Origin of the sequence: Flavobacterium sp. NKUCC04_CG, assembly GCF_019345525.1 — a bacterium.
In the GTDB taxonomy this organism is placed as follows: domain Bacteria; phylum Bacteroidota; class Bacteroidia; order Flavobacteriales; family Flavobacteriaceae; genus Flavobacterium.
Genome location: NZ_JAHKRA010000005.1, coordinates 204,633 through 223,696, shown reverse-complemented (window position 1 = coordinate 223,696; position 19,064 = coordinate 204,633). Strand labels below are relative to the sequence as shown.

Here is a 19,064-nt window from a genome sequence, read left to right as displayed (position 1 = left end):
TTATGAAAATTATTGCCGTAATTCCAGCCCGATATGCTTCTACGCGTTTTCCTGCAAAGTTAATGCAAGATTTAGGAGGTAAAACCATTATTCGTAGAACCTATGACGCGGCTGTGGCTACAGCTCTGTTTGACGATGTTTTTGTGGTTACTGATTCGGATTTGATTTTTGAAGAAATCCAATCTCATGGAGGAAAGGTGGTTCGTAGTATAAAAGAGCATGAAAGTGGAAGTGATCGTATTGCGGAAGCTGTAAAAGAAATAGAAGCAGATATCGTGGTCAATGTTCAAGGTGACGAACCGTTTATAAACAAGGATAACTTAGAGAAGGTTATAGCAGTGTTTAAGGAAGATATCGCTGGCGAAATTGACTTGGCTTCTTTGATGGTGCCTATAGACGATTGGGAGAGTATTGAAAATCCTAATAATGTAAAGGTCATTGTAGATCAAAATCAAATGGCTTTATATTTTTCCAGATCGGTAATCCCTTATCCCCGTGATAAAGAGGTGGGTGTTCAGTACTATCAGCATATTGGTATTTATGCGTTTAGAAAAGCAGCTTTACTGGAATTTACAACTTTGCCAATGAAAAGCCTTGAGGCTTCTGAAAAATTGGAACAGTTGCGTTATTTGGAATACGGAAAAAAAATAAAAATGGCCATAACCAATCACGTGGGGATTGGTATAGATACGATAGAAGATTTAGAAAAGGCAAAACGCTTGTTGGAGCAGTACCCAAACTTATAAATTAAATCAGTAAATAGCTGTTATAAAAAAAGACCGATTAAATTGTATTTTAATCGGTCTTTTTTTATGTTCTAAACTACCTAAGGTTGTTGCGTAGGCATAACGGGTTGTGGTACTTCATTTACGGTGTTGTTGCTGTCGTTTCTAGCTTTGTTACTGTAGCGTGTTAAGGCTGCAGCAGGAGCCTTATCATCCAACGGCATTTGAATACTGGTAATCCACTCCGATGGCTTACGGGTATCTAATATGGATTTTTCAAATACTAAAATCACATTCTTAGAAAAATTCTCTACTTGATTGGCTTTCTCCATAGCCATTCTGCTGTCTGCAAGAGCGGTTTTTAAGTGTGAGTAATCTCCTTTTAAAACGGTATTGAAACTGACAAAGCTTTCTTGTTTACGACCTTGTACTTGACTGTCTTCAGTAGTAAAAATTTCTTCAGCTATAGGAACACACATCGAAAAACTCACAGAATCTGCGGTTGCCGTATGGCGTTCTATAATAGCAAAAGGCTTTCCTTTAAGGGTTAGCGAATTATCCTTGACAAAGTCGATCAAACTCTGCGCTATTAAGGCCATTTCTTCAGCTAGATTTTCATTGTCAGCAGTTCCTTTCTCCATGATATAATAGGTTTCGCCTTGAACTACTAAACCTTTAGTATCAACGGTAAATTCACTGAGTTCTTTGGAGAAATAGTTTTTGATATTAGCCAAACCACGGTCCAATTTTTCACCGATAATATATTCGGGTCCTCCTTGAAAAAAGGAAGTGACTTTCATCCAGATATTCATGGTTCCCTTTACACTCCAAGTTAACATAGTACCCTTGGATTCACTTTTGAACTTCCAGCCCATTATCGAAGTGCTTTTATCGACCACAAGATTTTGAGTAAGACTGTCTTTGGGAATGGCCTTTATCGTTTTGATACTGCCATTTCCATTTTTACTTGTCCAACTAAAACCTGCTGAATCACCTTTAACCGTAGCATCAAATACCATGTTATCGTGGTTGAATTCCTCCCACGGAGCCCAATCTTCCCAGCTTTTTAAATTGTTGATATAGTGGTAAACAGTGCTTTGTGGCGCATTGATAAAAAGGGATCTTTTTACGGTATAGGCACCATTTTGGGTGGCGATATATACAAATAAGGCCACTACACTTAAAACGGCTAAGAGTAAAAAATATTTAAGTATTTTCATAGTCGATTGTATTTAGAAAACTTCCAAAACCTCAATTGGACTCTAGCGGACTTACTCTCTGAGCAACGGACTAAAACAACGGATTCTATAAAGTTTTGTTTTATTTTGATAATTTGTAATCAAAAGTAGTGAAATATTACTATTTCAATGTAGTTTTTAATACAAAAAGCAGACATATAAATGCAATAAAGCCAATTAAGACCCATAAACTCCCTTTGTAGTAGGTTTTATGCAGTTGTAAGTCTTTTCTATACACATAAATCATTGCTATTATAAAAACAACGACAAAGAAAATAGAAAATTTGATTTGTCCTGGAGTAAACATAGTTTTTTAATTTGCACAAAATTAGTCTAATTATATGAATTTCAAAGACAAATATTCAAATGATTAGGTAGTGTTAGATTAGATTTTTTCGGTGTTTATCGCCTTTTTCATTACAGATTACGCCTTGTAATTATATGTATAAAAATAGGGAAATTTTAGTAATATTACCAAGTGCATATGTTACTATTGTTTTATTTGTTTAAATAATTAACTTTTATATGGTTTAATTTTGTAATATTATGCTAATATTAACTTATAATTAGATAGCTATGTTTAAAAAAATTTCCCTTGTAATTTTGCTTGGTTTGTTGTATTCGTGTTCTAAAGAAGAGATTCCCGTTCAGGAACAGGATTTACAATTAAAAAACAGTATTAAAACACATGATCCAGCAGGCTATGATTCGCCTTACAATGGTGCTGCTCAAATGATACAGTATACTTTTTATAATCATACGGACGACCTTACTTTGGAGTACACGGCGAATATAGGCTTAGCTTATTTTGATGGTCAAGATGACTTGTTTTATTTGGGAGGACTTGATATGCACACTTATTTACCTAGTTTTATTAGCAATACAAACACAGAGTATTTGACCACAGTAGCTGCTGATCCTATCGTTTTGCTGCCTCAAAATGGCACTGATTATTATGGAGGGCATTGCCCTGTGATACCCATTGGATGGCAAGCTTCTTTATTTGATATTTCAAATAATACAACTAGTGGAGAACCGGGTATAATTTATGAATGGGGAAAGGTTTATACGATTGACTTTAAAATTACAGACAGCAACAATAATGTGGTCATTAAGTCCAAAATAAAAGTGAGGTTTTTTGATGATACTTACGATGCTACTAATAATCCGTTATGGCAAAATGCAGGTGTTTATGACTTGACTGGAGAGCAAGTACTTTTTAACATAGAATCGCAAGAACTGGTTATTGCCAATTCACCTACAGGAACTCCTAGTAGCGTGTATTTTGAATTTAATAATGAGAAGTATTATATTACTTCGTATACCAATGCGCAACAGTTAATAATTGAAATGAACAGAGTGCCGTAAAAAGTTTGGTAAATGATATCGTATAAAAAAGCCGCTTATAATTTTATTTATAAACGGCTTTTTGAATATAGGTTGAAAGTGTTATAATTAGATTTTTTCTGTCCAATTAAACGGGTCTTCTTCTGCTTTGTTTTGAATACCGGTTAGCTTGTCCTTAATAATAAGAGCATATGATTCGCTATCTTTTAATTCAGCTAAAGGGTAATAAGTGTCTTGAAAAGCGAAGCCTTCAATTTGACTTACTACTGCAGCAGTACCGGCGCCAAAAATTTCTTTTAAACTACCGTTTTTAGCTGCTTCAATTATCTCGTCAACCAAAACGGTTTTAACTTGAATATCGATACCGATATGTTTGGCTAATTCAACGATACTCTTTCTGGTAACACCGTCGAGGATACGTTCGCTAGTTGGTGCTGTAAATAAGGTGTCGTTAATTCTAAAAAACACATTCATTGTACCTGCTTCTTCCAATTTAGTATGCGTGGCATCATCGGTCCAGATTACCTGTTGGTATCCTTCTTTTTGTGCTAATTGAGTAGGGTAGAACTGTGCCGCGTAGTTTCCAGAGCATTTTGCTGCTCCAACACCACCATTGGCAGCACGACTATAATGTTCGGCAATTTGTACTTTTACTTTTCCAGCATAATAAGATTTTGCAGGGGATAATAAAATACAGAATAAAAATTCTTTTGAAGGACCTGCGATTACTCCAGATTCTGTAGCAATCATAAAAGGACGGATGTATAAAGAATTTCCTTTTCCTTGCTTAACCCAGTCTTTTTCAATGTTTAATAAGGCTTTTAAACCTCCGATAAAGCGCTCAGAATCAATTTCTGGCATAGCTAAACGTACCGCTGATTTGTTAAATCTATTGAAGTTTTCTTCAGGGCGGAACAACCACACATCTTCGCTTTGATCTTTATATGCTTTCATTCCCTCAAAAATCGCTTGCCCATAATGGAAAACACGGGCAGAAGGATCTAATTGAATAGGTCCATAAGGTTTGATTTCAACTTGTCCCCATACGCCGTCCTTGTAAGAACAAACGAGCATATGGTCGGTAAAGGCACCACCAAATGATACATTTTCAAAATCAAAAGTATCAATTTTCGATTTTTCTACTTGTGATATAGAAATATCTGTGATTGTTTTTAAACTCATTATAATGTTTTTAAGTGTTGTTTTTTTCTAAAATACAGCAGTTTATTGCCTATTTTTTCGCAAAATTACTTTTACAAATTTAGCAAAAATATCTCCAAAAAGCCGCCATACATTGAATTATTTTCGAATTCAATTATTTTTAATTATATTTTTAAAATTATAAATAAAATTTACAGATAATCCTTTAATGGCCATGAAGATACTCCTATTGTCGTGTATTTCCGTTTTTTAAGTATATTTGGAAAAATAATTTAAGATTTAAAAGATGAAAAAAATAGTAGTTCTCTCCGCTGTTTTAATACTAGTGTTATCCAGCTGTAAAAAAGCTATTGACCAAACCGTAGTAGAGGCAGTTCCTACCGAAATCAATTATGAGGTTTTTGGAGATTCCATAAAGGAAACACCGGTATTGACACAGGTGGAAATGTCGGAAAAATATAAAAACATGAAAGCTGGTGATACTTTAGCTGTACAATTTAAGTCGAAGATAGAAGAAGTTTGTCAGAAGAAAGGATGTTGGATGAGTCTTAGTTTGGATGAGGGACAAAAGAGTTTTGTAAAGTTTAAAGATTATAGCTTTTTTGTACCGATGAATGCAGGTGATCACGAGGTTATCGTTAGTGGTAAAGCGTATGTCAATGTGGTGTCTGTTGATGAATTGAAACATTATGCCAAAGATGGTGGTAAGACAGAAGCAGAGATTGCTGCGATAACGGAACCCAAAATTACTTATAGTTTTATGGCCGACGGAGTTCAAATAAATAAATAATGAAAACGGCTTTTTTTCTTGGTTTGTGTTTGTTTTGTATTTCGTGTAAAGAAGTAAAAAAGGATGTACAGCAGCTTGAGCAACCTAAGGCAGCTAGTACTTTTATTCATTATGAAATGTCAGAGATGGCCTTGTTAATGGAACAAATGTATGTGGATAATATGCGTATAAAAAAGGCTATATTAGCTGATGAAGCCATAGCGGATAGTTTGCCCTCTTATTATATGGATTTGGAAAAAGCTACGTTGACAGACCCTACAGACCGGGATTTGTTTTTTACTACCCAATTAAACCTTTTTTTAAGGGCACAACGTTTGGTTTATGAAGAACCGCAAAACAGAAAACAACATTTTAATGCTATGGTAGAAAGCTGTATTGCTTGCCATCAAGTAAAATGTGGTGGACCTATAGAGCGCATCAAAAAATTGTTAATACCGTAATTTTGAATAGAAAAATAATTATTACGTCTGACGGCTCTAGCAGTATATTTGTTGAAGAGTTACAAGAAACCTATCATTCTGTTTTTGGTGCAATACAAGAAGCCAATCACGTGTATTTGAAAGAAGGATTTTCTCAAATGTCAAAATCGGAATTTACAATTCTAGAAATGGGTTTTGGAACGGGATTAAACGCTTTCTTAACGGCTTTAGAAACGCAAAAACAGCATAAGGCAGTTAGGTATCATGCCGTTGAGGGATTTCCTATTACTCAAGATGAAGTAGCTGTATTAAATTATCCTCAACAAGTAGATGATATGCAGGCAGTAGCTTGTTTTAAGCAACTTCATCAAAACGATTGGGAAGTGGAATTGCAAATTAATGATGGCTTTAGATTAAAAAAAATTAAAGCACTCTTTGAGGATGTACAGTTAGAGTCGGGATTCTATGATTTAATTTATTTCGATGCTTTTGGATATCCCTATCAGCCTGAATTGTGGTCGGAACAAATTTTTAAAAAAATGTACGATGCTCTAACACCACAAGGCATATTGGTTACTTATGCCTGTAGAGGACCTATTAAAGTTGCCATGCGAAATGTGGGCTTTAGAGTAGAGCGTTTGGCAGGGCCTCCAGGTAAAAGACAAATGCTACGGGCTCATAAAAAACCAAAATAAACAGCTATTAACTCATAAAATATTCTTAAAAAACAAAAATTACATATTTTGTATTGAGGAATTGTGTTATATTTACTCTAGCGATATCCCTTTAATTAGTTAAGTTAGATATGAAAGCAAGACAAATGTTTGATTACACAAAAACGGTATTAGAAAATGTTAGTTTTGACCCGTTATTATTTTGTAAGGAGTTAGAAAAAGCAATGAAATCATTGTTGCCTTACGATTTGGATTTATTAACCAGATGGTTAGAGAAATACACTTTGGGGAAACCCGAACTACAACAGTGTTTGTTGTTGATTAACGAATAATATTAATATAAAACTCACCTTTTAGGTGAGTTTTTTTTTTGAGTAAAGAAAGGTGTTTGATATTGGTTTTAAATCGTGACTTATGATTTACGATTCAGTTTTGGACTTATAATTTGTATATCACTAAAAGCAATAGCACCTCGAACTACACTTAGAATGGTTTCTCGTAAGGCTTCGATGATTTGAATTTTCAATTCACTTTTACGATAAATCAAACTGACTTCTCGGGCCGGTTTAGGATCCTTAAATTCAACTAAATTAATTAAGTATTCAGCTTTCAAATCCAGGGTATGTAAATAAGGGAGCAAAGTGACACCCAAACCTTCATTGGCTATTTTTATAAGGGTTTCAAAACTACCACTCTCCAGTTTAAAGGGAAGCTCGTTGTCCAGGCTGTTGTTTTTACACAGATTAATTACCCCATTTCTAAAGCAGTGACCGTCTTGTAGTAATAGTAAATGATGTAAGTCGATATCGTTAATATCTATTTTTTTGGAAATGCCCTGTCTAAAGCGCTCTGGGAAGTATCCTACAAAGGGTTCGTAATATAAAACGGCTTCCTTGATGTCGGCCTCTTCTAATGGCGTAGCGGCAATGGCAGCGTCGATTTGGCCGTTTCTCAAACGCTGAATGATTTCTTCTGTATTGTATTCTTCAACTATTAAATTGACTTTCGGATGTTTTTTGATAAAGGTTTTTAAAAACATCGGCAATAAAGTAGGGGTAATTGTCGGTATAATTCCCACGCGAAATTCACCACCAATAAAGCCCTTTTGCTGATCAACTATATCTTTAATTCGATTGGACTCCTCGACAATTTTTTGTGCTTGTTTTATTATAATTGCACCTACTTCAGTAAGCTGAATAGGTTTGGTAGTGCGGTCAAATATTATAATTCCCAACTCTTCTTCTAGTTTTTGTATTTGCATACTTAAGGTAGGTTGGGAAACGAAACTCTTTTCTGCTGCTAAAGTAAAATTCTTATATTCTGCAACTGCAATGGTATAGATAAGTTGGGTAATAGTCATATGTTATAAAATGGCAAGAATTAATTTTAATATGTATTCAAGTTAAAACAAAAAAACTAAAAATCAATCTTTTTTAATTCGGTATAATTATATTTTAGTTTTTTAAGTAAGATACCGTAAATCACTTTATAAACCAACCAGATAATCCCAGCAAATATTCCCATAAAGGCTAAAAAAGCTAATATAAGAACTGAGGACTGTATGTTGTTGAGTTTGTCGAAGTAATGATTGGTATGACTAAGCACGAATATAGCATAAAACATACCGATGATTACCATAAAAATATTGATGTAAATATAAATTTTAACGGTTTTACGCGTCTTTAAAATTCCTTGCATCAAAGTCTTTGTCGATGATGAAACGGAAATTGAACGGTAATTTTTATAAAAAAGCACAATAAATACCAAGGAAAAGCCAATCGATGCGTAATCTATAATTTCAATAAATACGGTAGAGTCATCTACTTCACTACTAGGCATCAATAAGCTAATTAAATTCAAGATGATGAATTCGATGATGCTGATAATAAAGATCCATTTCACAATGGATGATGATCTTTTGTGAATCATGTTTTTAATATCATCTTGAGATACTTTTGGAAAGTCTGAATCTTTGTTCCAATGTTTTTTTAATAAATCTAATTCTTTCATATGTGGGACAACCTTAAGGGTTGATGATTTTTTTTAATTTGGTTTTTATTCGGTTCATTTTGACACGAGCATTGACTTCACTAATACCTAGGGTCTCGGATATTTCTGTATAGTCTTTATCTTCGAGATACATATATACCAATGCTTTTTCGATGTCGTTGAGTTGCTGTACGGCTAAGTATAAAATTTTGAGTTGTTCTTCTTCTTCAAAATTGTATTCGTCGTATTTAAATTTGTGTATCGTAGCATTAAACTCAACAGTTGCAATGGTGCGACCCTTTTTCCGATAAAGTGAAATCGCCGTATTTAGTGCTACTCTATAAGCCCAAGTTGTAAATTTTGAATCACCTCTAAATTTGGGATAAGCTTTCCATAATTGAATGGATATCTCTTGGAATAAATCTTTATGTGCATGCTCATCTGAAGTGTACAATCGACAAATCTTGTGGATTATATTCTGATTAACTTCGACTTGCCGAATAAATTCTTGTTCTAAAATTGGATTCATAAGTCATTTGACGCCTATATAATTTAATTGTTACAAAAGTAGTGACTTTCAAGATCATTATATGCTGAATGATTTCAAAATTGGGCTTTAATTATGAATTAATCTTCGTAAATTTGGTAGTCAAAAATTCGATATTATGATGAATATTCCTACTTCAAGTTTTCCAAGAGTCGTGATTATTGGAGGTGGCTTCGGAGGTCTATCCTTAGCGAAAAAGTTAAAAAACAAAGGCTTTCAAGTCGTACTATTAGATCAACATAACTACCATACTTTCCAACCTTTATTATATCAAGTAGCTACAGGTGGCTTGGAAGCAGGATCCATTGCATATCCGATTCGTAAAGTGGTGCAAAACTACGATGAAATTTATTTTCGTTTGGCACATGTCAATAAAATTGATACCGATGGAAAAAAGGTGATCGCCGATATAGGAATTATTTTTTACGATTATTTAGTGATTGCCACAGGATCGAAAACCAATTTCTTTGGTAATACTTCTATACAGAAAAACAGTATGGCCATGAAAACGATTCCACAATCGTTAAATATTCGTAGTTTGGTTTTGGAAAATTTTGAAGAAGCTTTGTTGACCAACGATATGGAGGAAAAATTGGCTTTGATGAATTTTGTCATCGTAGGAGCGGGGCCCACAGGAGTGGAACTTGCCGGAGCATTAGCAGAAATGAAAAAAGCGGTTTTACCTAAGGATTATCCCGATCTAGATATTCGTAAAATGGAAATTAATGTCATTCAAGGTTCCAATCAAGTGTTAGATGCGATGTCTGATAAATCTTCGGAAAGAGCTGAGCATTTCTTAAAAAAACTAGGTGTTTCGATTTGGAAGAATGAGCAAGTGACCGATTATGACGGTAACGTGGTTATCACAAAAAACGGCACAACTTTTCGTACGGCTACCGTCATCTGGACCGCTGGTGTAAAAGGCGCTGCTATTGATGGTTTTAAGGATGAAGTGATGTTGAGTCGCGGCAATCGTATGAAAGTGAATGAATATAATCAAGTGGTAGGATTTGACAATGTCTTCGCGATTGGAGATGTTGCCGGAATGGTTTCAGAAAAATTACCTGGAGGACATCCGATGATGGCTCAGCCTGCCATTCAACAAGGTCGATTATTGGCTCAAAACTTAGTTCGTTTGCAACAGAATAAACCACTAAAACCATTTATTTATAGAGACAAGGGGTCTATGGCAACTATAGGTAGAAATAAAGCGGTTGTCGATTTACCAAAATGGCATTTTAGCGGAATTTTTGCGTGGTTTGTTTGGATGTTTGTCCACCTGATGTCTTTAATCGGTTTTAAAAATAAAATAGTTGTTCTGTGGAATTGGGTTTACAATTACGTGATTTTTGATCGTGAAGGACGATTGATTATTCGTCCTTATAAACGAAAAAATAACGAGAGTTTTCCCGATGATACCGATCTATAATGCCTTCTTTTTGTGGTAATTAATCAATAGATCAACAAATCGATTATAGGATTTGATTCCTTCTTGTTGGTTGTTGATTTTTAAAAAGTTATTATAAAACACTTTAAAAAAGGAATTGGAAATGTTTCTATAAGAATCCCAAAACACTTTGTTTTCCATTAAATTGTGATGCACTGCTGGGTTTATATGATATTGAATCGTTTCCAATTCTTTTATTTCATTGCGTTCCATAGTCGTTAAACAGTATCTTAAGGCATAGATATAACCGGCATATTGATATTTTTTATCTACTTGTAAGGTCGCATTGAGGTATCCAATAAAATTCGCTTCACTTTCTGAAGCATAACCGATTTGGTGCGCAATTTCATGAGAAGCCGTTACGTACATTCCCAATTTTGGAACCTTATTATTGACCTGTGCTTCATTGGTAAAGGGATTGATATAACCAGAGAAACCCATATAACTTAGTACCGAACTCCACAAGGAAGATTTCAGTGCGTAGTTTTCGTGTTTAATCCACGGATATACCTCGGTCACATATTGATAACCACTGTTGGCTTCGTCATAAATTTTAGTGATGTCGTAATCGACAACGACACTCTTTGTCGAATCACCAGTGATTTCTAATTGCAGTTGGTTGACCTTAGTTAGCAACTGATATGAAAAGTCAATCAATTCATCATCGGTGTATTCTCGTTCCAATTCCATTTTCTGATACAACGGTATTCTATAATTGTTGTATCCCCAAAACAAATTGAAAAATAAAAAGAAGATTGCCAACACGCGGATCAAAAAATAAAACAAATGTTGAAAGCGCATGCTCCACGAATAAGATCCCTTTTTTTCTTTAAATATTACAACGGTATTGATTATTATAATTAATCCAACGATAAAATAAAGGATATCACCAATAGAAAAGGGGAAAAAGCCATATACTTTTCTAAAAAGGGCACTGATTTTAATATACCATTCGTTGGAATAATAATTTTCAATCCAAAGGGGATGTTTCTGAAAGATTTTGACCAACAGATATTGTATGATTAGCAACAAAATCCAAAACCAATTTTTGCGCATATTTTTTTTATAAAAATATAAAAAAAATAATTGTCAAAATTTATTTAGAATAATTAAAAATAACTATCTTTGTACTTATTTCTTAGTAAGTTATGTCAAAAGATAAAAAAGAAGGAAAAGTGATATTTTTTTGCAACGGTAAAAAATGTTGTCGCTATAATGAAGAAGCTAAAACTTGTTTTAGTGAAATGATTATCGAAAATGGATTGGAAAACCAAATGGAGATTCAAACCATGAAATGCCAAGGGATGTGTAAAAAGGCTCCCATATTTTATCTTCCTACCCCAGACGTATTTAAAAAGGAAGTTTCTAAAAAGAAAGCTCGTAAAATTTTTGAGAAGTATATAGCTTGATAGGCAGATACGCTGATATGCTGATATGCTGATATGCTGATATGCTGATATGCTGATATGCTGATATGCTGATAGGCTGATAGGCTGATAGGCTGATAGGCTGATAGGCTGATAGGCTGATAGGCTGATAGGCTGATAGGCTGATAGGCTGATAGGCTAATACGCGAATAGACATATAGGCGTATAGACGAATAGGCTGATTGACATCTAAGCAAAAAACAAAAAAAAATCTCATATTTATTTGTAACTTTGGGCGAGCTATCTAATTACAGTCATTTGATTCTCTGGAATTCATATTTTCAGAGTATTTGTTGTTGAAAAACGGCATTAAAAATGGTGAAATCAGAAGATCTAAAATGTAAAAAACAATATCTACTTATGAATAAAGAGATTAGAAATTTAGAGCCGAAAGAGCTTTGGAATAAATTTGCTGATTTGAATGCGGTACCGCGTCCATCAAAAAAAGAGGAACGTGTGATCGAATTCATGATGAATTTTGGAAGACAGTTAGGATTAGAAACCATTAAAGACGAAGTAGGTAACGTAATTATTAAAAAAGCGGCTACTTCGGGAATGGAAGACAGAAAAACCATTGTAATGCAATCGCATTTGGATATGGTTCACCAGAAAAATAACGATACAGACTTCGATTTTGATACTCAGGGTATTGAAATGTATGTTGATGGAGATTGGGTTCGCGCTAAGGGAACTACACTTGGAGCTGATAACGGTTTAGGTGTAGCGACTATTATGGCTATTTTGGAAAGTACAACTATTCCTCATCCTGCCTTAGAGGCTTTGTTCACTATAGATGAAGAAACGGGAATGACTGGAGCAATGGGATTAAAGGGAGGTGTATTAGAAGGACAAATTTTATTGAATTTAGATACGGAAGAAGATGATGAAATCGATATCGGTTGTGCTGGTGGAATTGATGTAACTGCAACAGCAGAATACGATGAAGAAGCAGCGCCAGAAGGATCAGTTGGTTATACCATTACGGTTAAAGGTCTGGTAGGCGGACATTCCGGTATGGATATTCACAAAGGATTAGGGAACGCTAACAAAATCATGAACCGTTTACTTTTTGACGGATTTGATACTTTTGGATTACAAATTGCAGAAATAAAAGGGGGTAGTCTACGTAATGCTATTCCAAGAGAAAGTGTAGCGAAAGTGATTATTGCTCAAGTATATGATGAAGCTTTTGTTTTTGATATGCAACAGATTGTTGAGGAAATCAAAACAGAATTCAAAACTACAGAGCCAGACCTGGAAGTTGTTTTTGAGAAAATAGAAGATACTCCTAAAAAAGTGATGCCCTATATGGCTCAATTTTTCTTTGTTCGAGCCATGTACACAGCACACAACGGGGTATATCGTATGAGTGCTGATTTTGATAATTTGGTCGAAACTTCAAATAATATTGCCAAAGTAGAAGTTGGAGCAGGTAAATTAGCGGTTAAATGTTTGACGCGTTCTTCTGTAGAAACTTCAAAATTAGATTTAGCTACTTCCTTACGTGCAGCTTTTGAGCTGATGGGCTGTGAGGTAGAATTCTCTGGTTCATACCCGGGATGGACACCAAATGCCAATTCAGAAATACTGGATGTATTGACGGATATATATGAAAAACAAAACGGTACAAAACCAGATGTTGTTGCTTGTCATGCTGGACTTGAATGTGGTATATTAGGAACTAATTATCCAGATATGGATATGATTTCTTTTGGACCGACGATAAAAGGAGCGCATTCACCTGTTGAGCGTGCTAGTATTTCGTCTGCACAGAAATATTGGAAATTTGTATTGGAAATATTAAAAAATATTCCAAAAAAATAATTTATTTGTGGGAATCACAACAGCCGGAATTTATCGTCAAGATAGATTCCGGTTTTTTTTGTTTTTTGTATTAAGGAAAAATTAAGTAAGATCGTTCTCTTAAAACAATCAAAATTTGTATTTTAGACCATTGTTTTAAATAGAAAGTATAAACGAACAACTATTATGAAAAAGAAATTACTAACCTTAGCATTAATCGGCGCCTTAGTCGTTAGCTGTGGTAAAAAAGAAGAAACCAAAGTAGAACAGCTTTATCCAACAGAAGTAACTCCGGTATCGGAACAAAAAGTGAATCTGGACTATACCCTAGAGTGGACCGCTTTTAAAACACCCAAAAAAGTTGGTGTGAAAGGAACTTTTGATAAAATGGAGCTTACTGATGTAAAAGAAGCAGCTACTTTAATAGCGTCTTTAGAAGGCGCTAAATTCACGGTAGAAACCCCAACAGTAAACAGTAAAGATCCGTTGAGAGATGATAAGTTGAAAGCCGGTTTCTTTGCAAAAATGGCAGGAAATATCACGGGATCATTCGGAGCGTTTAAGGATGGTAAAGTCGCGGTTTCTATAACGATGAACGGTGTCACAAAAGAGAAGATTTTTGCATATGAGTCAACAGACACTAGTGTAAAGATAAACGGATCAATAGATATGATTGCTGACTTTAGTGCTAATGCCGCTTTTGACTCCATCCACGAACTTTGTAAGGACTTACACGAAGGAAAAACATGGACAGATGTAGATATCGCAGTGGAAATTAAAAAATAAGATAAAATTGTCGATTTTAAAGAGAGGAACTTATTCGTAATGTTCCTCTTTTTTTATACCTTTGTATCCTGAAATTTAGATAATAGAAGATGTTAGATAGACTACAAATTATAAAGCAACGTTTTGATGAAATATCGGATTTGATTATTCAACCCGATGTTATTTCTGATCAAAAGCGTTACGTACAATTAAATAAAGAATACAAAGATTTAAAAGCGCTTGTTGAAAAACGAGAAGAATACTTGACCCTAACAGCAAACATTGAAGAAGCTAACGAAATAATAGCCGACGGAAGTGATGCTGAAATGGTTGACATGGCCAAAATGCAGTTAGACGAGGCAAAAAACCGCTTACCGGAATTAGAAGACGAGATAAAATTCTTATTGATTCCAAAGGATCCCGAAGATGCTAAAAACGTTATGGTGGAAATTCGTGCCGGAACCGGTGGAGATGAAGCCAGTATTTTTGCAGGGGATTTATTCCGTATGTATACAAAATACTGTGAGGGAAGAGGCTGGAGAACTTCGTTAGTAGACTCTAATGACGGAACTTCAGGAGGTTTCAAAGAGGTAATCTTTGAAGTTACTGGTGACGACGTTTATGGAACTTTGAAGTTTGAAGCTGGTGTACACCGTGTTCAACGTGTGCCACAAACCGAAACACAAGGACGTGTTCACACATCTGCAGCAACGGTTATGGTGCTTCCAGAAGCCGAAGAATTTGATGTTCAAATAGACATGAACGACGTGAGAATAGATTATTTCTGTTCATCAGGTCCTGGTGGGCAGTCGGTAAATACGACCAAATCTGCGGTTCGTATGACGCACGTTCCTACAGGATTGGTTGCTCAGTGTCAGGATGAAAAATCTCAACATAAAAATAAAGACAAAGCTTTAAGTGTTTTGCGCTCTAGATTGTACGAGATGGAATTGGCTAAAAAACAAGAACAAGACGCTAAAAAACGAAATTCACAAGTAAGTAGTGGAGACCGTTCTGCAAAAATTAGAACCTATAATTATCCGCAAGGTCGTGTGACTGATCACCGTATTGGTTTGACTTTGTATGATTTAGATGGGGTTATGAATGGAAATATTCAGAAGGTTATCGAAGAGCTTCAATTGGTAAGCAATACCGAAAAACTGAAAGAAGAAGATGTTTATTAATCTCTGAGATAACACATTATTCGCCACACTTACTTCGGTAATGTGTGGTTTTTTTTAAGGCTATTTTAAATAAAAAAACATGACCACACCACAATTAGTAGCGCAAATTCATCAAAAAAAATCATTTTTATGTATTGGTCTTGATGTCGATTTATCGAAAATCCCAACCCATCTTTTAGATTTAGAAGATCCAATATTTGAGTTTAACAAAGCGATTATTGATGCTACTCATGATTTGGCAGTTGCCTATAAACCCAATATTGCTTTTTATGAAGCTTACGGCCTAAAAGGCTGGGCATCCTTACAAAAAACAATCGATTATCTCAATGAAAATTATCCGGAATTATATACTATTGCCGATGCTAAACGCGGCGATATTGGCAATACGGCCTCTATGTATGCAAAAGCTTTCTTTGAAGATTTGGCCTTTGATAGTGTTACGGTAGCACCTTATATGGGCAAAGATAGTGTGGAACCCTTTTTGGAATTTGAGAACAAACAGACCATCATGCTGGCTTTGACTTCCAATTCCGGAGCTTTTGACTTTCAAACCCAACTTTGTGAAGGAAAACCATTATATCAAGTGGTTTTGGAAACTTCGAAAAATTGGAAAAACCACCATAATTTAATGTATGTTGTTGGTGCAACCAAACCCGAATATTTTGGTGAGATAAGAAAGATTGTACCTGATAGTTTCTTGTTGGTACCGGGAGTAGGTGCACAAGGGGGCGATTTACACGCGGTTTGCCAACACGGACTAAATTCCCAAGTCGGCTTATTAATCAATTCGTCTCGAGGGATTATTTTTGCTGGTAAACAAGCTGATTTTGCGGAACAGGCTCGATTAAAAGCTTTCGAAATGCAACAGCAAATGGAAGAAATACTAACGCAATATTTTAATTAATTAGAATTATGCCTGCTTTTTACGATCAAATAGGACAAGAACATCATTTTGATAATACGCCGAAGCGAATTGTTTCTTTGGTACCTTCGCAAACGGAGTTATTATTCGATTTAGGCTTGGAGGAGAGTTTGGTTGGTATTACCAAATTCTGTGTACATCCCTATCATTTAAAATCGACTAAAAAAACCATAGGTGGTACTAAAAAGATTCACTTTGAAAAGATCAAACTTTTACAACCCGATATCATAATTGCCAATAAAGAGGAAAATACCTTGGAGATGGTGGAACAATTGAAGCAGTTGTGCCCGGTATGGGTGACGGATATTTCTACCATAGACGATAATGAACAGATGATCAGCGACTTTGGAAGATTGTTTAACAAGAGGACAGATGCTCAAAAATGGAATGATAAAATCCGTTTTGCTCAAAAAGATTTTATGAAATTTGTTAGTGAAAGACCCATACAAAAAGCCGCTTATTTTATATGGAGAGAACCGTATATGGCTGCTGGTGGTGATACCTTTATTGATGAATTATTAAAAATCAATCGATTTGATAATATTTATTCCCATAAGGAAGGCCGTTATCCAGAAATAGAATTAAAAAAGATCAGATTAGAGGGGGATCCTGATTTGGTGTTTTTATCATCTGAACCTTATCCGTTTAAAGAAGAGCACGCGTTTGAAATAGGCAGGAGTACCCATCATGCTAAAACGGTGTTTGTGGATGGTGAGATGTTTTCTTGGTACGGAACACGTTTGGTTAAAGCCTTTGAATACTTTAAGATTTTACAGCAACGTATAGAATAAAAAAACCGAATAGTTTTTAGGCTATTCGGCATACTAGTTTCAATCAACCTAACTATTAGAAACTCAATTTTATTACCTGACGAAGGTCGTTATAATTAAGTTTTCCAGCGTTAGCTTCTTGTTATCTATATATTATGAAATGGAAAATCACTTGGTTATTTTTTAAATAAACCACCCATTTTGTCTTGCAAACCGAAAACATCCTTTAATAGCTGGGTATTTCGTGATGCGCCTGTGTTAGATCTAATTTCCTTTTCTTCGACAGCAATCATTTTAAAGACACCAGCCAGCGTTTCATTTGCAACGTAATCAGTCAAATCGGGATTTACCTTTTTTACTAGCGGAATAGCGTTGTAAGTATTGACAATATTACTCCAAACTTTGTCGGCTCCTACATTTTCAAAAGATGCTTGAATAACCGGATTAAATTTGGAATAAAGGTTTTGGGTAGTCGCTTTTTCCAAATATTGCGTTGCGGAGTCTTCGGACCCCAATAGGATATTTTTAGCATCGTCAAAAGTAATGTTTTTAACGGCATCAATAAATATTGGTGTAGCCTCTTTAACCGCTTCTTCCGCGGCTCTATTGATTACTTTTAAACCTTCGTCTGCCAAGCTAGACATACCAATTTTTCTTAGGGTATTGTCCACTTTTTGCAATTCTTCAGGTAATAAAATCTTGACTAAATCATTTTTATAAAAACCGTCTTTTTGAGTCAGTTTAACCACTTGTTTTTCGATACCGCTTTCCAAGGCTTCTTTTAGTCCGGCACCAATTTTGTTTTGGTCCATGTTTAAAATATTGTTGGTAGAGGTTTTGGTAGTGGTGTTTTTTGTATCCGTTGATTTTTTACCAATTTTGTTAGAAATTTTATTTAGCAAATTGTTGTTTTGCGAATATACTTCTGTTGTACTAAGGCAGTTAAGGGCAAAAAGAAATAGAAGGGAGGATAATACCGATTTTTTCATGAATTTTCGTTTGTTTTTATAAAATATGTAAGCGGTGATAACACCTTATTTGAGTTATTGTTTGCGATAGGTTCCACCAATGGTACTCCCTTCCCAAAAGCTTTTCAGTTCAGCTGCTTCATCTTTGTCTTTAGTACCGATGTGAATCTTTGATTGGCTAAACTGTACAGTTAGAACACCTTTTAAATCGGGATAGGCTGGAGTTATAGGAACTTCAATTTGATTGTTGTCTGAATTATAAATACCGTTTGCCAGAAATTCCGCTGTTTTCTCCTTAGATGATAAACTTATTTTTACTTCAAAGTTGTTTTTCTTTAAGTGTTTTAAATCGACAACGATATAAGGATTGCTTAGCGAATCGCCTAGGGTATAAACACCAGCTAAACTATCTAAAACCACTTTGGGTTTTAAGGTCAGTAGGTAGTCCTTAGCCAATTTTCCAATAACTTCTTTACGGTCAGAACCTACACGTGCGAGCAAATCACCAGATTTGATCTTATAGAATTCTTTGCTTCCATCAAAATTAGCTTCAAAAACAGAATCTTTTAGCTTCCAGGTTCCTTGAGAATATTGTGGAAAATCTTCCTTATCACGATAATAAAGCGTTTTATTTAAAGTGCTATCAGCATGTATCGCTATAGTAGTTTCTATACCCGGACAATCCGGACAGGGAATTACGCCTTCAAAAGCATGATTAAAAATACTATCCATAACTTGGGATTGTATCACTATTGGGATGCTTTTTTCAGGATCTTTTTTACAAGATGCCAAGGTTAAGATGCTCAATACAACAATAAAATAGTTGCTTTTCTGAATCATAGTACTGGGATTTTAATTTTCAATGAATGCAAAAATAAGGCCATTATT

The 19,064-nt window shown here is 35.0% G+C and carries 21 protein-coding genes; 13 read left to right on the top strand and 8 right to left on the bottom strand.

All coding sequences use genetic code 11. The annotated features are described in order from the left end of the window. The first annotated feature begins 2 nt into the window (after positions 1–2). On the top strand, positions 3–746 hold the full coding sequence (gene kdsB / locus KO524_RS06090; RefSeq protein WP_219291767.1) for a 3-deoxy-manno-octulosonate cytidylyltransferase: 744 nt from the start codon (positions 3–5) through the stop codon (positions 744–746). Positions 747–826: 80 nt separating this feature from the next. Here kdsB and KO524_RS06085 read toward each other — a convergent pair whose 3' ends face one another. Then, positions 827–1,945, bottom strand: a complete 1,119-nt coding sequence (locus KO524_RS06085; protein WP_219291764.1) for a hypothetical protein — start codon at positions 1,943–1,945, stop codon at positions 827–829. Between the two features lie 594 nt (positions 1,946–2,539). Between KO524_RS06085 and KO524_RS06080 the strand changes: the two genes are divergently transcribed. Next, a complete protein-coding gene (locus KO524_RS06080; RefSeq protein WP_219291762.1) occupies positions 2,540–3,331 on the top strand; it encodes a hypothetical protein in 792 nt (263 codons plus the stop codon). An 87-nt stretch (positions 3,332–3,418) separates the two neighbouring features. Here KO524_RS06080 and KO524_RS06075 read toward each other — a convergent pair whose 3' ends face one another. After that, positions 3,419–4,492: a branched-chain amino acid aminotransferase gene (locus KO524_RS06075; protein WP_219291759.1), complete on the bottom strand. Its 1,074-nt coding sequence runs from the start codon at positions 4,490–4,492 to the stop codon at positions 3,419–3,421. 265 nt (positions 4,493–4,757) lie between these two features. On the opposite strand from KO524_RS06075, the gene KO524_RS06070 reads away from it, so the two are divergent. The 4 genes from KO524_RS06070 to KO524_RS06055 all read left to right on the top strand — a co-directional run bounded on the left by KO524_RS06070 (position 4,758) and on the right by KO524_RS06055 (position 6,686). Further along, positions 4,758–5,261, top strand: a complete 504-nt coding sequence (locus KO524_RS06070; RefSeq protein ID WP_219291756.1) for a DUF4920 domain-containing protein — start codon at positions 4,758–4,760, stop codon at positions 5,259–5,261. Next, positions 5,261–5,701: a hypothetical protein gene (locus KO524_RS06065; RefSeq protein ID WP_219291751.1), complete on the top strand. Its 441-nt coding sequence runs from the start codon at positions 5,261–5,263 to the stop codon at positions 5,699–5,701. Before KO524_RS06070 ends, KO524_RS06065 begins: the two co-directional genes overlap by 1 nt. Before the next feature lie 2 nt (positions 5,702–5,703). Continuing rightward, the gene (mnmD, locus tag KO524_RS06060; protein ID WP_219291748.1) at positions 5,704–6,375 is read left to right on the top strand and encodes a tRNA (5-methylaminomethyl-2-thiouridine)(34)-methyltransferase MnmD; all 672 of its coding nucleotides are present in this window, start codon (positions 5,704–5,706) and stop codon (positions 6,373–6,375) included. A gap of 110 nt (positions 6,376–6,485) precedes the next feature. Then, positions 6,486–6,686: a hypothetical protein gene (locus tag KO524_RS06055; RefSeq protein WP_219291745.1), complete on the top strand. Its 201-nt coding sequence runs from the start codon at positions 6,486–6,488 to the stop codon at positions 6,684–6,686. Positions 6,687–6,766: 80 nt separating this feature from the next. On the opposite strand, the gene KO524_RS06050 is transcribed toward KO524_RS06055, so the two are convergent. Genes KO524_RS06050 through KO524_RS06040 form a run of 3 tightly spaced genes read right to left on the bottom strand, consistent with a single transcriptional unit; the run spans position 6,767 to position 8,872 of the window. Beyond that, positions 6,767–7,714 (bottom strand): LysR family transcriptional regulator, encoded by a 948-nt coding sequence (locus KO524_RS06050; RefSeq protein ID WP_219291742.1) that lies wholly within the window; start codon positions 7,712–7,714, stop codon positions 6,767–6,769. Between the two features lie 56 nt (positions 7,715–7,770). After that, entirely contained in the window at positions 7,771–8,364 is a 594-nt protein-coding gene (locus KO524_RS06045; protein WP_219291739.1) for a hypothetical protein, read from the bottom strand. Positions 8,365–8,377: 13 nt separating this feature from the next. Continuing rightward, positions 8,378–8,872, bottom strand: a complete 495-nt coding sequence (locus KO524_RS06040) for an RNA polymerase sigma factor (protein ID WP_219291736.1) — start codon at positions 8,870–8,872, stop codon at positions 8,378–8,380. Between the two features lie 136 nt (positions 8,873–9,008). On the opposite strand from KO524_RS06040, the gene KO524_RS06035 reads away from it, so the two are divergent. Beyond that, positions 9,009–10,319: an NAD(P)/FAD-dependent oxidoreductase gene (locus KO524_RS06035; protein WP_219291733.1), complete on the top strand. Its 1,311-nt coding sequence runs from the start codon at positions 9,009–9,011 to the stop codon at positions 10,317–10,319. Here KO524_RS06035 and KO524_RS06030 read toward each other — a convergent pair. Then, the gene (locus KO524_RS06030) at positions 10,314–11,393 is read right to left on the bottom strand and encodes a DUF3810 domain-containing protein (RefSeq protein ID WP_219291730.1); all 1,080 of its coding nucleotides are present in this window, start codon (positions 11,391–11,393) and stop codon (positions 10,314–10,316) included. The two genes, KO524_RS06035 and KO524_RS06030, sit on opposite strands and share 6 nt — an antisense overlap. A 92-nt stretch (positions 11,394–11,485) precedes the next feature. On the opposite strand from KO524_RS06030, the gene KO524_RS06025 reads away from it, so the two are divergent. The 6 genes from KO524_RS06025 to KO524_RS06000 all read left to right on the top strand — a co-directional run bounded on the left by KO524_RS06025 (position 11,486) and on the right by KO524_RS06000 (position 17,229). Then, a complete protein-coding gene (locus KO524_RS06025; RefSeq protein ID WP_219291727.1) occupies positions 11,486–11,746 on the top strand; it encodes a (2Fe-2S) ferredoxin domain-containing protein in 261 nt (86 codons plus the stop codon). Positions 11,747–12,124: 378 nt separating this feature from the next. Then, entirely contained in the window at positions 12,125–13,588 is a 1,464-nt protein-coding gene (locus KO524_RS06020; protein WP_219291724.1) for an aminoacyl-histidine dipeptidase, read from the top strand. 165 nt (positions 13,589–13,753) lie between these two features. Then, a complete protein-coding gene (locus tag KO524_RS06015) occupies positions 13,754–14,353 on the top strand; it encodes a YceI family protein (protein WP_219291717.1) in 600 nt (199 codons plus the stop codon). Positions 14,354–14,442: 89 nt separating this feature from the next. Beyond that, positions 14,443–15,516 carry a peptide chain release factor 1 gene (gene prfA, locus KO524_RS06010; protein WP_219291714.1) on the top strand — a complete coding sequence of 358 codons (1,074 nt, stop codon included), beginning with the start codon at positions 14,443–14,445 and terminating at the stop codon, positions 15,514–15,516. A 79-nt stretch (positions 15,517–15,595) separates the two neighbouring features. Continuing rightward, positions 15,596–16,420 (top strand): orotidine-5'-phosphate decarboxylase, encoded by an 825-nt coding sequence (pyrF, locus tag KO524_RS06005; protein ID WP_219291712.1) that lies wholly within the window; start codon positions 15,596–15,598, stop codon positions 16,418–16,420. An 8-nt stretch (positions 16,421–16,428) separates the two neighbouring features. Next, positions 16,429–17,229: an ABC transporter substrate-binding protein gene (locus KO524_RS06000; RefSeq protein ID WP_219291709.1), complete on the top strand. Its 801-nt coding sequence runs from the start codon at positions 16,429–16,431 to the stop codon at positions 17,227–17,229. Between the two features lie 155 nt (positions 17,230–17,384). On the opposite strand, the gene KO524_RS05995 is transcribed toward KO524_RS06000, so the two are convergent. Both KO524_RS05995 and KO524_RS05990 read right to left on the bottom strand, forming a co-directional pair. Beyond that, positions 17,385–18,197, bottom strand: a complete 813-nt coding sequence (locus KO524_RS05995; RefSeq protein ID WP_255555159.1) for a DUF4197 domain-containing protein — start codon at positions 18,195–18,197, stop codon at positions 17,385–17,387. Positions 18,198–18,251: 54 nt separating this feature from the next. Then, positions 18,252–19,016, bottom strand: coding sequence for a copper resistance protein NlpE N-terminal domain-containing protein (locus tag KO524_RS05990; protein WP_219291707.1), 765 nt, complete (start codon positions 19,014–19,016; stop codon positions 18,252–18,254). Positions 19,017–19,064 lie beyond the last annotated feature (48 nt).

What these genes read in the sequence shown, in the direction of transcription:
- kdsB (WP_219291767.1), top strand. Translation starts at nt 3, where the DNA reads ATGAAAATTATTGCCGTAATTCCAGCCCGATATGCTTCTACGCGTTTT.
- KO524_RS06085 (WP_219291764.1), bottom strand. Translation starts at nt 1,945, where the DNA reads ATGAAAATACTTAAATATTTTTTACTCTTAGCCGTTTTAAGTGTAGTG.
- KO524_RS06080 (WP_219291762.1), top strand. Translation starts at nt 2,540, where the DNA reads ATGTTTAAAAAAATTTCCCTTGTAATTTTGCTTGGTTTGTTGTATTCG.
- KO524_RS06075 (WP_219291759.1), bottom strand. Translation starts at nt 4,492, where the DNA reads ATGAGTTTAAAAACAATCACAGATATTTCTATATCACAAGTAGAAAAA.
- KO524_RS06070 (WP_219291756.1), top strand. Translation starts at nt 4,758, where the DNA reads ATGAAAAAAATAGTAGTTCTCTCCGCTGTTTTAATACTAGTGTTATCC.
- KO524_RS06065 (WP_219291751.1), top strand. Translation starts at nt 5,261, where the DNA reads ATGAAAACGGCTTTTTTTCTTGGTTTGTGTTTGTTTTGTATTTCGTGT.
- KO524_RS06055 (WP_219291745.1), top strand. Translation starts at nt 6,486, where the DNA reads ATGAAAGCAAGACAAATGTTTGATTACACAAAAACGGTATTAGAAAAT.
- KO524_RS06050 (WP_219291742.1), bottom strand. Translation starts at nt 7,714, where the DNA reads ATGACTATTACCCAACTTATCTATACCATTGCAGTTGCAGAATATAAG.
- KO524_RS06045 (WP_219291739.1), bottom strand. Translation starts at nt 8,364, where the DNA reads ATGAAAGAATTAGATTTATTAAAAAAACATTGGAACAAAGATTCAGAC.
- KO524_RS06040 (WP_219291736.1), bottom strand. Translation starts at nt 8,872, where the DNA reads ATGAATCCAATTTTAGAACAAGAATTTATTCGGCAAGTCGAAGTTAAT.
- KO524_RS06035 (WP_219291733.1), top strand. Translation starts at nt 9,009, where the DNA reads ATGATGAATATTCCTACTTCAAGTTTTCCAAGAGTCGTGATTATTGGA.
- KO524_RS06030 (WP_219291730.1), bottom strand. Translation starts at nt 11,393, where the DNA reads ATGCGCAAAAATTGGTTTTGGATTTTGTTGCTAATCATACAATATCTG.
- KO524_RS06025 (WP_219291727.1), top strand. Translation starts at nt 11,486, where the DNA reads ATGTCAAAAGATAAAAAAGAAGGAAAAGTGATATTTTTTTGCAACGGT.
- KO524_RS06020 (WP_219291724.1), top strand. Translation starts at nt 12,125, where the DNA reads ATGAATAAAGAGATTAGAAATTTAGAGCCGAAAGAGCTTTGGAATAAA.
- KO524_RS06015 (WP_219291717.1), top strand. Translation starts at nt 13,754, where the DNA reads ATGAAAAAGAAATTACTAACCTTAGCATTAATCGGCGCCTTAGTCGTT.
- prfA (WP_219291714.1), top strand. Translation starts at nt 14,443, where the DNA reads ATGTTAGATAGACTACAAATTATAAAGCAACGTTTTGATGAAATATCG.
- pyrF (WP_219291712.1), top strand. Translation starts at nt 15,596, where the DNA reads ATGACCACACCACAATTAGTAGCGCAAATTCATCAAAAAAAATCATTT.
- KO524_RS06000 (WP_219291709.1), top strand. Translation starts at nt 16,429, where the DNA reads ATGCCTGCTTTTTACGATCAAATAGGACAAGAACATCATTTTGATAAT.
- KO524_RS05995 (WP_255555159.1), bottom strand. Translation starts at nt 18,197, where the DNA reads ATGAAAAAATCGGTATTATCCTCCCTTCTATTTCTTTTTGCCCTTAAC.
- KO524_RS05990 (WP_219291707.1), bottom strand. Translation starts at nt 19,016, where the DNA reads ATGATTCAGAAAAGCAACTATTTTATTGTTGTATTGAGCATCTTAACC.